Below are 17,054 nucleotides of genomic sequence, written 5' to 3'. Positions count from 1 at the left end.
ATTTAAAACAATAAACCATTTTTAGGCGGGGTCGTCTCCCGCCTTGATTTTTTTATCTCGCTTTAATTATGCCTTCCCCAGATTTGTTCCCCCAATTTGTTGCACAACTGCCTGATAATTGGCAGGACAAAGCCCTGTCTGTGGGTTTAAGTGGTGGCATGGATTCGGTGGTATTGTTGCATTTACTCTGTCGCACGCGTGTCGCGCAAAATTGGCAACTTACTGCCGTTCATGTGCATCACGGTTTAAATTCACAAGCAGACGATTGGCTAATATTCTGTCAAAAACTGTGCACCGATTGGCAAGTGGATTTTGTGGCACAAAAAGTACAAGTCCATTCTGCCGATTTGGGACTGGAAGCAGCTGCCAGACAAGCACGTTATGCGGTATTTGCCCAACAACAAACCGATGTTTTGGCATTGGCACATCATTTGAATGACCAGTTGGAAACCTATTTTTTGGCGGCATTGCGTGGCGGTGGTATACGGGCATTGTCAGCTATGCCTGTGCAACGTGAATGGTTGCCACACTCATTTAGGCTGCCTGAAAACACGTTCCCCTCTCTTTCAGGCAGCCTAGAAAGCACACACAATCCCATTATTTGGCGACCTTTATTGTCGTTTTCGCGTGAAGCCATTGCTCATTATGCTCAACAATATGATTTGAAATGGGTGGAAGACAGCAGCAATGCCGATACACAGTATTTGCGAAATTGGTTGCGTCATGATGTGCTACCACACATACAACAACGCCTGCCTCAATTAGCGGCACACATTTCAGGCAGTATCGCCCAATTGCAAGACGATTTGGCGATATTAAACGAAGTATTGCGAGAAGATGAAGCGCGGATTAGCGATGAATATGGGCGTTTACACATCACACAATGGCAAGCATTAAGCAGTGTACGCCGTCGTCAACAGCTGTTGCGTTTTGCCCAAAAACACGATTTGGGTACGCCAACACGCCACAGCATTGTGGATTTTGAACGCATTGTGTTAAAAGCAAAAACAGCAGAGTGGGCATTACCAAAGGGTAAGGCGGTACTTTATCAAGGTATGTTGTTTGCGTGGCAAAATCATTTGGCTGAACGTTGTTTGTGGTGTCGGCAAACATTTTCAGGCAGCCTAATGGAATTGGCAGCAGATTTAAACATGACTTTGGGAGATGCTCTGCCTGAAAGCACACGCAACTCAATATTTCATGTGCGTGTGGCGCGGCGAGACGATGTTTTTGTGTGGGCAGACGGACACAGAAAACAGGTTTTCCGTTTTTTACGCGAACAAGGTATTCCACCCTTTATGCGTGCATATTGGGCTGTGGTATGTGATGACACAGGACAATGCGTGGGGGTGGTCAATTTGTGGGGCAATTTATTGTACAGCCAAGCATTGCGTACTTTTCAGGCTGCCTGAAACAAAACATCAATCTTGCTGCCTGAAAACCGAATTTTCGCGTTTCAGGCAGCCTGTTTTCGTTTAAAATACGTCCACTTATTTTCAGATGAACACACCATGACCGCCTATCAAGTTCTCGCCCGCAAATGGCGACCCAAAACCTTTGCCGATTTGGTTGGACAACAACACGTTGTCAAAGCCCTACAAAACGCGCTGGACAAAGGGCGTTTGCACCACGCCTATTTGCTCACAGGCACGCGCGGCGTGGGCAAAACCACCATCGCCCGCATTTTAGCCAAAAGCCTCAACTGCGAAACCCCCAATCACGGCGAACCCTGTGGCGTGTGCCAATCGTGCCGCGACATTGATGCAGGGCGATTTGTGGATTTGCTGGAAATTGACGCTGCCAGCAACACGGGCATAGACAACATACGCGAAGTGCTGGAAAACGCCCAATACGCGCCCACAGTCGGCAAATACAAGGTGTACATCATTGACGAAGTGCATATGCTGTCCAAATCCGCGTTCAACGCCATGCTCAAAACGCTGGAAGAGCCGCCCGAACACGTCAAATTCATCTTGGCGACCACCGACCCGCACAAAGTGCCAATTACCGTATTAAGCCGTTGTTTGCAATTCGTTTTACGCAATATGACTGCGCAACAAGTCGCCGAACACCTGACCCACGTTCTGAAAACCGAACAAATCGTGTACGAACCAGCCGCTTTGGCACTTTTGGGACGCGCCGCGCAAGGTTCCATGCGAGACGCTTTGAGTTTGCTTGACCAAGCGATTGCCATGGGTTCAGGCAGCGTGCAGGAACGCGATGTGCGCGACATGATAGGCGCGGTGGACAAACGCTATCTCTATGAATTGCTGACTTTTTTGATGGAACAAGACGGCGAAAATCTCATCGCCAAAGCGCAAGAAATGTCCGCCAACGCCATTGGTTTTGACAGCGCGTTGAATGATTTGGCGATGTTGTTGCAAAGATTGGCGTTGCTGAAAACCGTGCCGTCCGCCATTGAAGCCGATGACCCCGAGCGTGAACGCTTGCTGCATTTGGCACAATATTTTAGCGATGAACAAATTCAGTTGTACTATCAATGTGTTATTCACGGTAAAAACGATTTGCCGCTCGCGCCCGATGAATACGCGGGTTTTGTGATGACGCTGTTGCGCATGTTGGCGTTTGCGCCCTTTGCCGCGAAAAGCACGCCACACAACGCCACCATTGAAGGCACGCAATTACACAATCCTGTGGGAAATGTCGCGCCAAAAAAGCAGCAACTGCCTGACACAAGTCATCAAACCTGTGTTCAGGCAGCTGATGATGTGCAGACTGTTAAGCTGCCTGAAAATACGGTTCACTTGGCAGAAACCATGCACAATAATATGCAATTGGTAGCATCGCTTGAAAATCATGATGCGTCTGTATCTGATGCTGTGGTTTTTTCAGGCAGCGTACATGATGAAAAACAGATGAAGCAGGCAGTTGATGAGACCAGCACTCAAAGTCAGGATATTGAACTTGAAGTTGCGACCATGCTGCCTGAAAATGAGGTGGACTGTATTTCAGGCAGCATCGGTGTGCATGCAGATGAAGTGGAAACATCTGAATTTTCTGGTAGCCATAGCCACGAAGATTATCCTGCATTTGATGACTTACCCATTTCTGCCTATGATGATGCACCCGATGAAATCGATTTATCCAATGAAGCCTCGCAAACCAATGATGCACATGACCCTATGCCTGAATTTGTGCGTGAAAATTGGGTCTTGATTACACGCCGTATTGGACAACAGATTTCTGTTGCACAAATGTTGCTCAACCACATGGCTTGGGTGGATTTTGCCGATGGAATATTGCATTTGGCGATTGTGTCGCAACACACGCGCAACACCGCCAAAAAAGAATATTTTGACCGCATTGCGGCGGCACTTTCCGCAGCTTATGGTTGCACAATTCGCATTCAAACTCGTGATTTTGAAGAGAACAAAGGCTGGGAAACGCCGTTTATGTATCGCAATCGAATCGCAGCTGAAAATCGTCAAAAAGCGCGTGAATCTATGGAAGCCGATAAAGCGGTGCAAGACATCATGCGTTTGTTTGATGCCAAATGGCAAGAAAACAGCCTGATTTTAAAAGAAGCCTGATTTTCAGGCAGCTTTAATGCTCAAATGCCCACTGATTTTCTGTGATGTTTTGATAAAATTGGCGTGTGAGCCAGTTATCTCACACGCCAATTTTCATGTGTCGCGCAAATAGATATGGTCGTAGAAGTGAAAAAGCACAACGTCTGCCGTGTACACACAGTACATAAGGGCGTTGGAAACGCTGTAATGCTTTTTCACTTCTGCGACCATAATCCTGACTTGTTGTGCATTTGGTATCATCATGTTTCTTTCTCACGCCTGATTTTTTAGATTATGTCTCACAAAGAAAACTGTTTCCATTGTGGTTTGCCTGTTCCAGAGCAATTGGATTTACCCATTGTTTATGAAGAACAAAATCGTCCTGCCTGTTGTGCTGGCTGTCAAGCGGTCGCGCAAGGGATTATTGATGCAGGTTTGGGCAACTATTACAAAAACCGAACTGCCAATGCAGGTAAAGCCTCGTTACCACCCGATGAAATTTTGGCGCAACTGAAATTATATGATTTGCCCGAAGTTCAAGCTGAATTTGTGGAGACGCTGCCTGAAAATGAGAAAGAAGCCATGTTGATGTTGGAGGGTATCACTTGCGCTGCTTGTGTTTGGTTGATTGAACAGCAACTGATGCGGCAAATGGGTGTGCTTAAAGTGGAACTTAATTACAGCACCGAACGTGCACGGGTACGTTGGAACGACAGTCGCATACAATTGTCTGATATTCTGGGTTTAATCCAAAAAACAGGTTATGCGGCTTCGCCTTATGATGTACATAAAGTGGAAGAGACCGCACAACGCGAACGCAAAAAAATGCTGATTCGTTTGGCTGTAGCGGCTTTGGCGAGTATGCAGACCATGATGTTTGCGCTGCCTACTTATTGGTATGATGACATTGAACCACAACATTTGTCCATTTTGCATTGGGGCGCATTTTTGATGGTTTTACCTGCCATGTTTTATTCGGCACAGCCGTTTTTTGCAGGCGCTTGGCGTGATTTTCGCAATAAGCGCACGGGCATGGATAGCCCCGTTGCCATTGCCTTGACACTCACATTTATTGCGGGTGTGTCCGCGTTATTGAGCAATGCAGAGCAGGGCATGTATTTTGAAAGCATTGCCATGTTTGTGTTTTTTCTTTTAACAGGGCGATTTATGGAGCATTCGGCGCGGCGCAAAGCAGGCAGTGCCGCAGAACGTTTGGTTAAGTTGGTGCCTGCTTTTTGCCATAAATTGCCTGATTTTCCCAATGAAAACAGCGAAGAAGCAGCGGTGGTTTCGGTTCGGGTAGGCGATATTTTGTTGGTGCGTGCAGGAGAAATTGTGCCTGTTGATGGTGTGGTATTGCGTGGTGAAAGTGAAACCAATGAAGCCATGCTCACAGGCGAAAGTGTGCCTGTTGCCAAGTTTTCAGGCAGCATTGTAACCGCAGGTACACTCAATCTGACCAGTCCACTCATCATTCAGGCGCAACAAGTCGGCAAACAAACGCGTTTGGCGCACATTGTGAAATTGCTTGACCGTGCTTTATCGCAAAAACCGCGTTTGGCAGAATTAGCAGAAAAATACGCTTCGGGTTTTACCTTATCGTTGATTGTGATGTCTGTTCCTACTTTTTTGGTTTGGTGGTGGTATGCCGATGCCGAACAAGCCTTGTGGATTACCGTTTCTTTATTGGTCATCACTTGTCCTTGTGCTTTGTCTTTGGCAACACCAGCCGCATTGGCTGCCAGCACAGGACGTTTGGCAAATCAAGGGATTTTGGTGGCGCGTGGTCATGCTTTGGAAGGTTTGGCGCAAATTACCGATGCGGTGTTTGATAAAACAGGCACGCTCACGCAGGGTAAATTAACGGTGGTGCAACAGCTCAATCTTTCAGGCAGCCTGAAAGACGAGGACATCATTGCTGTGGCACAGGCTTTGGAGCAACATTCAGAACATCCGATTGCGCATGCCATTTTGGCATTGCCTGTACCATATTCTGCACAATCTGTCGTTTTGAATCAGCATCAAAATACCGTTGGACAAGGCGTATCGGCAGAAATCATTTGGGGTGATGAAAAGCACACTTGGCGCATTGGTAAACCCGATTTTGTGGCGCAACTTTCAGGTAGTCTGCCTGAAACCATCACACAATTGGCACAACAAGGAAGCGTGATTGCTCTGGGTAATCAACACGGTTTTCAGGCAGCCTTTCTGTTACGGGATACGGTTAAACCAGATGTGGCAGCCGTATTGCAAAAACTGTCGCAACAACACATTCAATTGCATATTTTAAGTGGCGACAATCAAGCTGCGGTATCACAATTAGCCCATGAATTGGGCATCAAACATTATCGTGCCACTGCCACACCTGAAGACAAATTGGATTATGTGCAAAATTTGCAGCGCAATGGTAAACGTGTTTTGATGTTGGGCGATGGCATTAATGATGCGCCTGTTTTGGCGGCGGCAGATGTGTCGGTAGCAGTAGCGGGCAGTGCTGATGTGGCACGCGATGGTGCCGATGTGGTCTTGCTCAATGAGGATTTGCATGCTTTGCCTGTGATGTGTCATCAAGCCAAGCGCACTCATCAAATCATTCGTCAGAATTTAGGGTGGGCAACGGCTTACAATGTGATTGTGATTCCTTTGGCGATATTCGGTTACGTTACACCATGGATTGCAGCACTTGGTATGAGCAGTAGCTCATTGATTGTGGTTTGGAATGCCTTGCGTTTACGAAAATGAACCATGAAGTCATCATGTTGTGGGCGACTTTGCTGTTTTCTGCATTCACATCTGCCACTTTTTTACCTGGCACATCTGATGTGGCTTTTACCGCGTTTGTTGCCCATTATCCCGAATGGCAAATCATGGCTTGGCTGACAACAAGCATGGCAAACAGCTTGGGCAGCATGGTTTCTTATGCAATGGGCAAAATGCTGCCTGAAAAAAGCATAAAAAAAATTCCAGTTGCTACTTTACAACGTTTACAAAAATACGGTGCAACAACATTATTCTTGGCGTGGTTACCGATTGTGGGCGATGCCTTGCCATTGGCTGCTGGCTTTTTGCGTTTACCCATTTGGCAATGTGCTTTATTCATTGCATTGGGGAAATTCGCCCGTTACGGGGCTTTATTGTGTGGTGTAATGTGGTTTCAGGCAGCTTAACTGTGAAAATACTTAATTGTTTGTTGGCGGATAACAGTACCTCTATGGATTATCGCCATGAATGTTTAGATGCAAACGACAGCATTCGTTTGGCTCAATCGCCTAAATTGGCGCAAAATATGGATTGGCGCGTGAGTCGTTTTTTGAAACAGAAAAGCCCTGAACCCATTTTGTCTTTGTCGCACAGCAGGGGAAGGGCAGCAATATTGTCCAGTAACACAAAAATGGTGTGTGGTGTGGACATTGAAACCGTGAAACAGCGTGATTTTGTGTCCTTATCGCAATGGATTTGTAGCCCATCAGAACGTGATTTTTTGGCACATCATGCTTGGCAGGCAGTTGCATTCTATCGTTTGTGGTGCATCAAAGAAGCTCTGATTAAAGCTGCCAATTTATCTTTTCCTGCGGATATGCCACAAGTGGGTTATTGTTTTCATCAAGATAAGCATATGGGTTTACACATTCAGGGGCAAACAAATTGGGCAGGTGTCAGCGGATTATGGGGAGAAGATGCGGTTTTGGCATGCGTGTGGCAAGGCAATAATGTGTCGTGGCAGGTCAAAATATGGGGCGAAACAAGCAATTTGCATGAACTTTACTTTTTTCAGGCTGCCTGAAAAACATGGTGTTTTCAGGCAGCCTGTTGTGTTGTCAAAATGATATTTTGGGCGGATTTTGTGCCATCGCAGCTGAATCAGGGATAGTCAATAATACCGCATCTTGCGTATGACCAAACCAAGCAGCAATCAAATTATGTGGAAACATTTGTCGCAAAGTATTGTAAGACATCACCGCGTCATTGTAGGCTTGGCGTGCAAATGCCACACGATTTTCGGTACTGGTGATTTCTTCGGAAAGTTGGCGCATATTTTCTGCTGCTTGCAATTCTGGATAGGCTTCCACTTGTATCATTAAACTGCGTACCGCTTGCGTAAGCGCATTTTCCGCTTCTGCCAATGCAGCAATACCTGTTGCATTTTCGGGCAAAGCCTGTTTCAGGCAGCTTGCAGCATGATTGCGTGCTTGGGTTACTTTTTCCAAAGTTGTGCTTTCGTGTTGCAAATAAGCGCGAGCGGTTTCCACCAAATTGGGAATCAAATCATGGCGTCTTTTCAGTTGCACACCAATTTGAGCGAACGCATTTTGACACGCATTACGCCCCAAAACCAAGCGGTTGTAAATCAAAATGCCTGTCCCCAACAAAATCAATAAAACCACAGCAATTGTCATTTTTTTCTCCCTGAAAGTGTTAAAATCACACACCATAAATATAACACAGAAAGCCCACACCATGACCATACTCGCACTCGAAAACGCCAGTTTCGCGGTCGGACACGTTCCGCTTTTGGACAAAACCTCGTTTCAACTCAATCAGGGCGAAAAAGTCGGCTTGATTGGGCGCAATGGCGCGGGCAAATCATCGCTGCTGAAAATTTTGGCAGGCGTGCAAAAATTGGACGATGGGCAAATCATTGTGCAAAATGGGTTGAAAATCGTGTATGTGCCGCAAGAAAGTTTCTTTGAAAATCAAGATACTGTGTTTGATGTGGTGTCGGCGGGATTGGGCGAATTGCGCGATGTGTTGCGCGAATATCATCGCGTGAGTTTGGCTTTGGAGCAAAATCACGATGAAAATTTAATCAGCCAACTCAACGATTTGCAAAACCAAATTGAGGCGCAAAACGGTTGGCAATTTGACGCGGCAATCAAGCAAACAATCGGCGAACTTGGGCTGCCTGAAAATGAGTTAATCGGCAATTTGTCGGGCGGACAAAAAAAGCGCGTGGCATTGGCACAAGCGTGGGTACAAAAACCCGATATTTTGCTGCTGGACGAACCGACCAACCATTTGGACATTAACGCGATTATTTGGCTGGAAAACCTGTTGCAAGGCTTTTCAGGCAGCATGGTGGTGATTACCCACGACCGCCGTTTTTTGGACAACATCGCCAAGCGCATTGTGGAATTGGACAGGGGCATTTTGCGTTCGTATGAAGGCAGTTTCCGCCAATATTCGGAAAAAAAAGCGCAAGAATTGGCGGTGGAAGCCGAACACAATCGCCTGTTTGACAAATTCCACGCCCAAGAAGAAGTGTGGATACGCAAAGGCATTGAAGCGCGGCGCACCCGCAATGAAGGGCGTGTTCGCCGTTTGGAAGAATTGCGCAAACAACGTGCCGCGCGGCGTGAGCGCGTGGGACAAGTCAATTTCAAACTGGACGCAGGCGAAAAAAGCGGCAAAATCATTGCCGAATTGGAAGACGCGAGTTTCCATTATCCCAACAAAAAAATCATGGAACGTTTCACGACCGTGATTCAGCGTGGCGACAAAATCGGCTTAATCGGTGCAAATGGCGTGGGCAAAACCACGTTTTTAAAGCTGATTTTGGGCGAATTGCAGCCGACTTTCGGCAAAATCCGCTTGGGCAGCAAGCAGGAAGTGGCGTATTTTGACCAATTCCGCAGCGCGTTGAACGAAAACGACACGGTGTTTTACACCTTGGGGCAGGGCAACGATTTTGTGGAAGTGGGCGGCAAGAAAAAACACGTCATGAGTTATTTGGAGGATTTTTTGTTCCACCCAGCGCGGGCGCAATCGCCTGTTTCATCGTTGTCGGGTGGCGAGCGCAATCGTTTGTTGCTGGCAAAATTGTTCACGCGCCCTGCCAATATTTTGGTGCTGGACGAGCCAACCAATGATTTGGACATTGACACGCAAGAATTATTGGAAGAATTGTTGCGCGATTACGCTGGCACGGTGTTTTTGGTGTCGCACGACCGCGAATTTTTGGACAATGTGATTACGCAAAGCATTGTGTTTGACGGTTCAGGCAGCCTGAAAGAATATGTGGGCGGCTATCAGGATTATGTGGACGCCAAACAGCGCGAAGACAAAATTCAGGCAGCCGTGTTGCCCAAAAATCAAACTGAAAATCAAGAAATTAAGGAAAAACCGAAAGCCAATCGCACGGTCAAATTGTCGTACAAAGAGCAACGCGAATTGGACGCGCTGCCCGATGAAATTGCGGCTTTGGAGGCGGAGCAAGCGGAGTTAGCCGAACAGTTGTCCAATCCCGATGTGTTTAAAGATTACGAAAAAGCAGGCAGCCTGCAAAGTCGTGCCGAAGAAATTGAATTGATTTTATTGGAAAAATTGGAACGTTGGGAAGTGTTGGAACAGAAACAAAATGGGGTGGTGTGAGATTGAGTCATGCTGAATGGTAGGTATTTAGGCTGCCTGAAACCATAAAGGTATGGTAGTAGAATTCAGAAGCTGTGTTCATAATCTTGAATACTGCCTTGTATTCGCAAGCATGGTCAATAAAATCAAGCCATCAATCTTACGAACACAGGTTCTAAAAAGCACTATGGTGTTGCCAACACCCTTGTGTACAGCGTACTCGGCTCTTGTTGTCCCTTGTATTGCTTTTTCATTTCTATAACCATACTGTTGATGTGATGATGAAATATTATGACAAGCCAGCATTATATTGGGCGCTTTGCCCCTAGTCCCACAGGATTGCTGCACATTGGTTCGCTTTTAACTGCTTTGGCTTCTTATGCCGATGCGCGTGCCAATGGGGGACTTTGGTTATTGCGTATGGAAGACCTTGACCCACCACGTGAAATGGTAGGTGCGGCAGAGCATATTTTGCGGACTTTAACGGCGTTTGGTTTTGAATGGGACGGTGAAGTGGTTTACCAAAGTCGCCGTCATGATGTATATCAAGAGGCATTAAGGGATTTAATAGAACGCGCTTGGGTGTATCCTTGTCGTTGTTCACGCAAAACATGGCATGCGGCAGCACGAATGGGTTTAGATGGTTTTGTTTACAATGGTGCGTGTGCGAAGCAAGATTTGCTTTTCAGGCTGCCTGAAAGTATAAAAAATGTTGCGTGGCGTATGCGTGTACCTGATGCACAAATCGGTTTTGATGATGCGATTGTAGGGCATTACACACAAAATTTGGCGCGTGATATTGGCGACTTTGTGTTATTGCGTGCCGATGGATTTTGGGCTTATCAGTTGGCGGTGGTGGTGGACGATGCAGAGCAGGGTATCACTCATATTGTACGCGGTCAGGACTTATTGGTTTCTACACCACGTCAAATTCATCTACAACGCTGCCTGAATGTGCCTATGCCACACTATGCCCATTTGCCACTTTTAACCAATGCACAGGGACAAAAATGGTCCAAACAAACGCTTGCGCCTGCTTTGGATTTAAGTTATTGCGAGCAATTGTTGCGCCAAGTGATGCGCTATTTGAATCTACCACCTGCGCCCGAAGTGGATAAACCGCGTGATTTATTGGATTGGGCGGTCAAGCATTGGCGGATTTCAGCTGTACCTCAATTTGCCATCAATACCGAAACCGATTTTCAGGCAGCCTGAAATGCCAAGTTGTCTATTTTAAATAACCCTATTGGGAAAGCACAGTAATGAATCTAACCGAAACCCAAATCAGCAGCGAAACCCTTGTTGCCAATACTTTCCTTCACATCAATCGCGACCGCATTCGTTTGCCCAATGGCAATGAACACGAACGCATTGTGGTGCGCCATTCGGGTGCAGCTTGTGTATTGGCAGTAACCGATGAACAACAAGTGGTTTTGGTACGCCAGTGGCGTTATGCTGCGGGACGTATTTTATTGGAAATTCCAGCAGGTAAATTGGACAATGGTGAAGACCCAGAACAATGCGCTTTGCGTGAATTGGGAGAAGAGACACCTTATACCGCGCAAAAATTGGAAAAAATCATGGCATTTTATTCCGCACCAGGATTTTGTGATGAAGTTTTGCACCTTTATCGTGCCATAGGTTTAACGCCAAACAGCACTTTAAAACCCGATTGTGATGAATTTGTAGAGACCGTATTACTGGACAAAAATGCCGTACGTCAAGCCATTAAAAATGGTGAAATTTGTGATGCCAAAACTTTGATTGCCCTGCAATTTTGGTTGGCAGAGGCTGCCTGAAAGTACCAATGATGAAGATGAACATGCGTATTACCCCCATTGCTGCTTTGCAAGACAATTACATTTGGTTACTGGACAATGGCAGCCATGCTTTATGTATTGACCCTGGGCAAGCAGAACCCGTATTGGATTTTGTACGGCAACACCGTTTACAGTTGGACAGTATTTGGCTGACACACTTTCATCATGACCATATTGATGGTGTGGCTGAATTGGCACAGCAGTTTTCCCAAGTGGCAATTTACGGTGCAAGTGATGTTCAGGCAGCCTTATCACCATTATCCATTCATACTGTTGGTGAAGGAAGCTGTGTGAAATGGCACAATATTACAGCTCAAGTTTGGCATACTGCAGGACATACCGAGCAGCATTTGAGTTATTTGCTTGATGTTTCAGGCAGCCTGCACGTTTTTTGTGGTGATACTTTATTTGCCGCAGGTTGTGGACGTGCTTTCACGCAACGTCCTGATTGGTTGTATCACAGTCTGCAACGATTCAATACGCTGCCTGAAAACACCTTGTTTTATCCCGCTCATGAATACACAGCGTCCAATTTACGTTTTGCTGTGCATCTGGAACCCGATAATGCCCAGATTCAGGCAGCCTTAATTGCAGCATACAATACGCCAACTTTACCCACCACTTTGATGCATGAACGCCAAATCAATCCTTTTTTGCGCGTACATTTGCCCTCAATTCGCCAACAAGCCGAGCATTTTTCAGGCAGCACATTAAACGATGAAATGGCAGTATTTACGGCGTTACGTGCATGGAAAAATGTATTTTAAATAACCATATTACTCCGTAAAATCATGAATCAAAAACATAAAAAAGCCATTTTAATTGCCTTATTGCTCCTGTTTTTTGCAAGCATTAAATTGATAATGTTGAACTGGTGGCAAAAACAACAAGGCAATCCAGCCATTGTATCTGACACGGCTTGTCGCATCACGCAAAATTCTTGTGAATTTGAACATGGACAAAGTTTGGCTTTGCTTGGCGTGGCAGACAATCAAACCCCTTTTATTGCCGAAGCACGTGGGATTCCAGACCATGTACAAAAAATCACTTTGTCATTTTCCATGCGTGATATGGACATGGGTTTTAACCGTTTTGAGTTGCAAAAACAAGGACAAGGTGTTTGGCGTTTGGCGCAAATCCATTTGCCACTTTGTACCGCAAACCGTCATGATTGGACAGTAGAGTGGCGTGTGGACGAACAAAAATACACGGCAGATTTTCAGACCACATCTCAAAAATAACATACCACAAAGGGCAGATGATTTTCTGCCCTTTGTGATTTTGTAAAAACAAAATTTCGTTATTATTTCATGTATAGTGAAGTAAAATAAGAAAGATGCAAGGCGACCACGCTCGCCGTGTATAAATCATACATAAGGGCGTGAGCAACGAAGCAGATTTCTCATTTTAGTTTACTATATTTAATGACAATAGAGTTTGCAACACCTCTTCGGCATGACCTGCTACTTTCACTTTGCGCCATTCATGTGTGATTGTGCCATTTGCGTTCAAAACAAAAGTACTGCGTTCAATGCTCAAATGCTCTTTACCGTATAATTTTTTCATTTTTAAAACATCAAATTGCCGACAAACCGTTTCATCTGCATCACTCAATAAAGGAAAAGCAAAACCCTGTTTGGCACAAAAATTTTGATGTGTTTTCACACTGTCGCGCGAAATGCCTACAACAGCATAACCTGCTGCCTGAAATTCAGGCAGCAAACGATTGAAGTCCAAACCTTCTGTCGTGCAGCCAGGTGTATTGTCTTTGGGGTAAAAGTACAGCACCAAAGGCAAATTGGCTTGACTATCAAAAATCGTTCCGTCCGAAGCGGGCAGGGTAAAGTGGTAAGACATACTGTTCTCCTAAAATAATCTGAAAAGATGCATTCTAATATAAATTTGATTTAAGTCAGATTGATTTACGCGATTATCGGTCAAAATTTAGAATAAAAAATCAGTTCTCTAATTTTTGTTATTGGGGTAACAGGTTGCCTGAAACAAAGTTCAGCGTAGTTAAAATACAACCCAAATTGACAAAGCCATTGTAAAGGTCAAATATGCAAAATCCATTTCCAGCTTTAAATATTCGTGGCAAAAATTTGATTCCCATTGTACAAGGCGGTATGGGTGTAGGCATTTCTGCATCTCGTTTGTCCAGCGCGGTAGCGCGTGAAAATGGCATCGGCACCATTGCCAGCGTGGACTTGCGCCATTTACACGAAGATTTGCTGGAAGAAAGCAAAATCAATCCAAGCGATGAGAAATACACACACCTGAATTTAATCGCGCTTGACCGCGAAATTCAGGCAGCCAAAGTAAAAAGCGAAGGTCGCGGCATGATTGCCGTAAACGTGATGAAAGCAGTGAAAGACCACGCCGTTTTGGTGCGTCAAGCCTGTGAAAGTGGCGCAGATGCGATTGTGATGGGAGCAGGTTTGCCTTTGGATTTGCCAGAATTGGTGGGCGATTATCGCAAAGATGTGGCATTGTTCCCGATTTTGTCCGAATCACGTGGCATTGGCATTGTATTAAAGCGTTGGATGAAAAAAGGCGTTTTGCCCGATGCAATTGTGATTGAACACCCTGCTCATGCCGCAGGACATTTGGGTGCTGCAACAGTAGCTGGCGTAAACGATAAAAAATTTGAATTTAAACGTGTTTTGGAAGAAACTTTTGAATTGTTTAAACAATTGGATTTGGAACGCGAAAAAATCCCCTTGATTTTGGCTGGCGGTATGGCAAATTTCCAAAAAGTATCCACAGCACTCAAAGAATGGGGTGCGAATGCTGTCCAAATTGGTACCGCATTTGCCGTTACCAAAGAAGGCGATGCACACATCAATTTCAAAAACACATTAGCAGGTGCTGGGCGTGAGCAAGTGGTTGAATTTATGTCGGTGGCAGGACTGCCTGCACGTGGCGTTGCGACCAAATTTTTGTCCAACTACATCAAGCGCGAAGAAAAATTGCAAGCCAATGCCAAAGCCGACCCACGCCGTTGCACACAGGGCATCAACTGTTTGACAACTTGTGGTTTGCGCGATGGCTTACCCAATGCAGGGCAGTTTTGCATAGATTTAAAACTGGCAGAAGCGTTTCGCGGTGAAGTAGATAGAGGACTGTTTTTTCGTGGTAAAGACCCATTGCCTTTTGGTTCTGCCATTAAATCGGTGCGTGAAACGGTGGAATACCTTTTGTATGGTCGAATTGCCTACGGTTAAGTTTAATGTGAACTTGGGATAAAATAATTTATGGTCGTTTAAAATACAGTTGTCTCAAATACAAATAGTACGGTGTTAGCAACGCCGTAGTGCTTTTGCAGTTCTGCAATTATTAAGATTTTGTCGTAGAGAGATACTTACTTTTTGGTGTACTGACGATGGATTTTCAGGCTGCCTTTATGTATCAAGTTGCCTAAAAAAGGCTTATTGATGAAATGGGACTTTTTGATTGTGAAAAACTGTTGAAGCAAGTGATTGCCTTGTGGCACAATATTTGGCTTCATTTTTGCCATTATTTAAGGATACCCAAACCATGTCCATCCAAGATGTTGTCCGCTTAATTGAAGAAAACGATGCTCGTTTTGTTGATTTGCGTTTTACCGATACCAAAGGAAAACAACACCACTTTACCATTCCTGCACACATTGTGTTGGACGACCCAGAAGATTGGTTTGAAAATGGTCAAGCATTTGATGGCTCGTCCATTGGTGGTTGGAAAGGTATTCAGGCTTCGGATATGCAAATGCGTCCCGACCCTGCCACAGCATTTATTGACCCATTTTTTGATGACGTTACCGTTGTGATGACCTGTGATGTGATTGACCCAGCCGAAGGTAAGGGCTACGACCGTGACCCACGTTCCATTGCCAAACGCGCCGAAGCTTATTTGAAATCATCAGGAATGGGCGATACCGCTTATTTTGGGCCCGAACCCGAATTTTTTGTGTTTGACGGCGTAGAATATGAAACCCATATGCACAAAACCCGTTTTGAAATCACATCAGAAAGCGCTGCATGGAGCAGCGGTTTACATTATGACGGGCAAAATACAGGACATCGTTCTACTGTCAAAGGTGGTTACGCCCCAGTTGCACCGATTGACCAAGGACAGGATTTGCGTTCGGCAATGGTCAATATTTTGGAGCAAATCGGCATTGGTGTAGAAGTGCACCATCAAGAAGTGGGTACAGGCAGCCAAATGGAAATCGGTACACGCTTTGGTACTTTGGTGCGCCGCGCTGACCAAACCCAAGACATGAAATATGTGATTCAAAATGTGGCACACAATTTTGGTAAAACCGCAACCTTTATGCCCAAACCTTTAATGGGCGACAATGGCAGTGGTATGCACGTTCATCAATCCATTTGGAAAGATGGTGTCAATCTGTTTGCAGGTGATGGTTATGCAGGTTTGAGCGACACCGCTTTGTATTACATTGGAGGTATCATTAAACACGCCAAAGCCCTTAATGCAATTTGTAATCCTGCTACAAATTCTTACAAACGCCTTGTGCCACACTTTGAAGCACCTGTGAAACTGGCATATTCTGCCAAAAACCGTTCTGCTTCCATTCGCATTCCATTTGTGAACAGCGTGAAAGCACGTCGCATTGAAGCACGTTTTCCCGACCCTACTGCCAATCCATATTTATGTTTCGCGGCGTTGTTAATGGCGGGTTTGGACGGCATTCAAAACAAAATCCACCCAGGCGACCCTGCAACAAAAAACCTTTATGATTTACCGCCAGAAGAAGATGCACAAGTACCAACTGTGGCGGCGTCTTTGGAGGAAGCATTGGAAGCTTTGAAAGCAGACCATGAATTTCTACTCAAAGGTGGTGTGTTCAGCAAAGATTGGGTGGAAAGTTACATTGCGTTTAAAGAAGAAGATGTGCGCCGCATTCGCATGGCACCCCACCCGCTTGAATTTGAAATGTATTATTCTCTGTAAACTTGTTTCAGGCAGCCTTCCATGTAAACATTAAAGGCTGCCTGAAATGCCATTTACCATGTTCAGGCAGCCTGAAACGCTAAAAACTGTGTATAATACGCGGTTTTTCATTTAGAACCTGTATTCATTATCTCGATGGTTTGATAGTGGTTTTCTATAGCCTAATCACGCGCCTACTGAGTTGAATTGCCATGATTGATAGAGTCGCTATCAATATGAAAACGAATTGATGAGTTTCACTAAAATTCGCCTTGTATTTCCATGATTTCGCAATCAAAATCCATCTATCAATCTTACAAATACAGTTTCTTATTATTCAACAATATTTTAATCAGCAAAGTAAAACATGAAACAAATCCGCAACATCGCCATCATCGCCCACGTTGACCACGGCAAAACC

Annotated in this window: 15 protein-coding genes; 12 read left to right on the top strand and 3 right to left on the bottom strand. The window is 45.2% G+C overall.

Translation table 11 applies throughout. The features are described 5' to 3' along the window. The first annotated feature begins 68 nt into the window (after nt 1-68). Together tilS and dnaX are read left to right on the top strand one after the other, a co-directional pair. Nucleotides 69-1,412, top strand: a complete 1,344-nt coding sequence (gene tilS, locus Q4B82_RS07310) for a tRNA lysidine(34) synthetase TilS (RefSeq protein WP_303065790.1) — start codon at nt 69-71, stop codon at nt 1,410-1,412. A 99-nt stretch (nt 1,413-1,511) separates the two neighbouring features. Next, complete coding sequence (dnaX, locus tag Q4B82_RS07305; protein WP_303065789.1) at nt 1,512-3,551, top strand: DNA polymerase III subunit gamma/tau; 2,040 nt, start codon at nt 1,512-1,514, stop codon at nt 3,549-3,551. A 93-nt stretch (nt 3,552-3,644) separates the two neighbouring features. Here dnaX and Q4B82_RS07300 read toward each other — a convergent pair whose 3' ends face one another. Beyond that, nucleotides 3,645-3,794, bottom strand: coding sequence for a hypothetical protein (locus Q4B82_RS07300; RefSeq protein ID WP_303065788.1), 150 nt, complete (start codon nt 3,792-3,794; stop codon nt 3,645-3,647). A 30-nt stretch (nt 3,795-3,824) separates the two neighbouring features. Here Q4B82_RS07300 and Q4B82_RS07295 point away from each other — a divergent pair, with 30 nt between their 5' ends. The 3 genes from Q4B82_RS07295 to Q4B82_RS07285 are packed head-to-tail and all read left to right on the top strand — an operon-like array spanning nt 3,825 to nt 7,314. Next, nucleotides 3,825-6,272 (top strand): heavy metal translocating P-type ATPase, encoded by a 2,448-nt coding sequence (locus tag Q4B82_RS07295; RefSeq protein ID WP_303065787.1) that lies wholly within the window; start codon nt 3,825-3,827, stop codon nt 6,270-6,272. 14 nt (nt 6,273-6,286) lie between these two features. Further along, nucleotides 6,287-6,697 carry a YqaA family protein gene (locus Q4B82_RS07290; RefSeq protein WP_303065791.1) on the top strand — a complete coding sequence of 137 codons (411 nt, stop codon included), beginning with the start codon at nt 6,287-6,289 and terminating at the stop codon, nt 6,695-6,697. Between the two features lie 2 nt (nt 6,698-6,699). Continuing rightward, the gene (locus tag Q4B82_RS07285; RefSeq protein WP_303065785.1) at nt 6,700-7,314 is read left to right on the top strand and encodes a 4'-phosphopantetheinyl transferase superfamily protein; all 615 of its coding nucleotides are present in this window, start codon (nt 6,700-6,702) and stop codon (nt 7,312-7,314) included. A gap of 34 nt (nt 7,315-7,348) precedes the next feature. On the opposite strand, the gene Q4B82_RS07280 is transcribed toward Q4B82_RS07285, so the two are convergent. After that, nucleotides 7,349-7,927, bottom strand: coding sequence for a LemA family protein (locus Q4B82_RS07280; protein WP_303065784.1), 579 nt, complete (start codon nt 7,925-7,927; stop codon nt 7,349-7,351). Nucleotides 7,928-7,988: 61 nt separating this feature from the next. Between Q4B82_RS07280 and Q4B82_RS07275 the strand changes: the two genes are divergently transcribed. The 5 genes from Q4B82_RS07275 to Q4B82_RS07255 all read left to right on the top strand — a co-directional run bounded on the left by Q4B82_RS07275 (nt 7,989) and on the right by Q4B82_RS07255 (nt 12,939). Beyond that, nucleotides 7,989-9,899: an ATP-binding cassette domain-containing protein gene (locus tag Q4B82_RS07275; protein ID WP_303065783.1), complete on the top strand. Its 1,911-nt coding sequence runs from the start codon at nt 7,989-7,991 to the stop codon at nt 9,897-9,899. A gap of 270 nt (nt 9,900-10,169) precedes the next feature. Then, a complete protein-coding gene (gene gluQRS, locus Q4B82_RS07270) occupies nt 10,170-11,093 on the top strand; it encodes a tRNA glutamyl-Q(34) synthetase GluQRS (protein WP_303065782.1) in 924 nt (307 codons plus the stop codon). 47 nt (nt 11,094-11,140) lie between these two features. After that, the gene (locus Q4B82_RS07265; protein ID WP_303065781.1) at nt 11,141-11,677 is read left to right on the top strand and encodes an NUDIX hydrolase; all 537 of its coding nucleotides are present in this window, start codon (nt 11,141-11,143) and stop codon (nt 11,675-11,677) included. Nucleotides 11,678-11,700: 23 nt separating this feature from the next. Beyond that, nucleotides 11,701-12,465 (top strand): hydroxyacylglutathione hydrolase, encoded by a 765-nt coding sequence (gloB, locus tag Q4B82_RS07260; RefSeq protein ID WP_303065780.1) that lies wholly within the window; start codon nt 11,701-11,703, stop codon nt 12,463-12,465. Between the two features lie 24 nt (nt 12,466-12,489). Then, on the top strand, nt 12,490-12,939 hold the full coding sequence (locus tag Q4B82_RS07255) for a hypothetical protein (RefSeq protein ID WP_303065779.1): 450 nt from the start codon (nt 12,490-12,492) through the stop codon (nt 12,937-12,939). 166 nt (nt 12,940-13,105) lie between these two features. Here the strand turns inward: Q4B82_RS07255 and Q4B82_RS07250 are convergent, their stop codons facing one another. Continuing rightward, entirely contained in the window at nt 13,106-13,555 is a 450-nt protein-coding gene (locus Q4B82_RS07250) for a peroxiredoxin (protein ID WP_303065778.1), read from the bottom strand. A gap of 203 nt (nt 13,556-13,758) precedes the next feature. On the opposite strand from Q4B82_RS07250, the gene Q4B82_RS07245 reads away from it, so the two are divergent. Together Q4B82_RS07245 and glnA are read left to right on the top strand one after the other, a co-directional pair. Then, a complete protein-coding gene (locus tag Q4B82_RS07245) occupies nt 13,759-14,922 on the top strand; it encodes a nitronate monooxygenase family protein (protein ID WP_303065776.1) in 1,164 nt (387 codons plus the stop codon). Nucleotides 14,923-15,235: 313 nt separating this feature from the next. Beyond that, nucleotides 15,236-16,654 (top strand): type I glutamate--ammonia ligase, encoded by a 1,419-nt coding sequence (gene glnA, locus Q4B82_RS07240; protein WP_303065775.1) that lies wholly within the window; start codon nt 15,236-15,238, stop codon nt 16,652-16,654. The last annotated feature ends 400 nt before the right edge of the window (nt 16,655-17,054 follow it).

The organism is Alysiella sp., assembly GCF_030525755.1.
Lineage (GTDB): Bacteria > Pseudomonadota > Gammaproteobacteria > Burkholderiales > Neisseriaceae > Simonsiella.
Note: the sequence above shows the minus strand (reverse complement) of the source record. Positions and strands in the feature narration are given on the sequence as shown.

What these genes read in the sequence shown, in the direction of transcription:
- Q4B82_RS07250 (WP_303065778.1), bottom strand. Translation starts at nt 13,555, where the DNA reads ATGTCTTACCACTTTACCCTGCCCGCTTCGGACGGAACGATTTTTGAT.
- dnaX (WP_303065789.1), top strand. Translation starts at nt 1,512, where the DNA reads ATGACCGCCTATCAAGTTCTCGCCCGCAAATGGCGACCCAAAACCTTT.
- gloB (WP_303065780.1), top strand. Translation starts at nt 11,701, where the DNA reads ATGCGTATTACCCCCATTGCTGCTTTGCAAGACAATTACATTTGGTTA.
- Q4B82_RS07275 (WP_303065783.1), top strand. Translation starts at nt 7,989, where the DNA reads ATGACCATACTCGCACTCGAAAACGCCAGTTTCGCGGTCGGACACGTT.
- Q4B82_RS07255 (WP_303065779.1), top strand. Translation starts at nt 12,490, where the DNA reads ATGAATCAAAAACATAAAAAAGCCATTTTAATTGCCTTATTGCTCCTG.
- Q4B82_RS07280 (WP_303065784.1), bottom strand. Translation starts at nt 7,927, where the DNA reads ATGACAATTGCTGTGGTTTTATTGATTTTGTTGGGGACAGGCATTTTG.
- glnA (WP_303065775.1), top strand. Translation starts at nt 15,236, where the DNA reads ATGTCCATCCAAGATGTTGTCCGCTTAATTGAAGAAAACGATGCTCGT.
- Q4B82_RS07245 (WP_303065776.1), top strand. Translation starts at nt 13,759, where the DNA reads ATGCAAAATCCATTTCCAGCTTTAAATATTCGTGGCAAAAATTTGATT.
- Q4B82_RS07265 (WP_303065781.1), top strand. Translation starts at nt 11,141, where the DNA reads ATGAATCTAACCGAAACCCAAATCAGCAGCGAAACCCTTGTTGCCAAT.
- gluQRS (WP_303065782.1), top strand. Translation starts at nt 10,170, where the DNA reads ATGACAAGCCAGCATTATATTGGGCGCTTTGCCCCTAGTCCCACAGGA.
- Q4B82_RS07300 (WP_303065788.1), bottom strand. Translation starts at nt 3,794, where the DNA reads ATGATGATACCAAATGCACAACAAGTCAGGATTATGGTCGCAGAAGTG.
- tilS (WP_303065790.1), top strand. Translation starts at nt 69, where the DNA reads ATGCCTTCCCCAGATTTGTTCCCCCAATTTGTTGCACAACTGCCTGAT.
- Q4B82_RS07295 (WP_303065787.1), top strand. Translation starts at nt 3,825, where the DNA reads ATGTCTCACAAAGAAAACTGTTTCCATTGTGGTTTGCCTGTTCCAGAG.
- Q4B82_RS07290 (WP_303065791.1), top strand. Translation starts at nt 6,287, where the DNA reads ATGTTGTGGGCGACTTTGCTGTTTTCTGCATTCACATCTGCCACTTTT.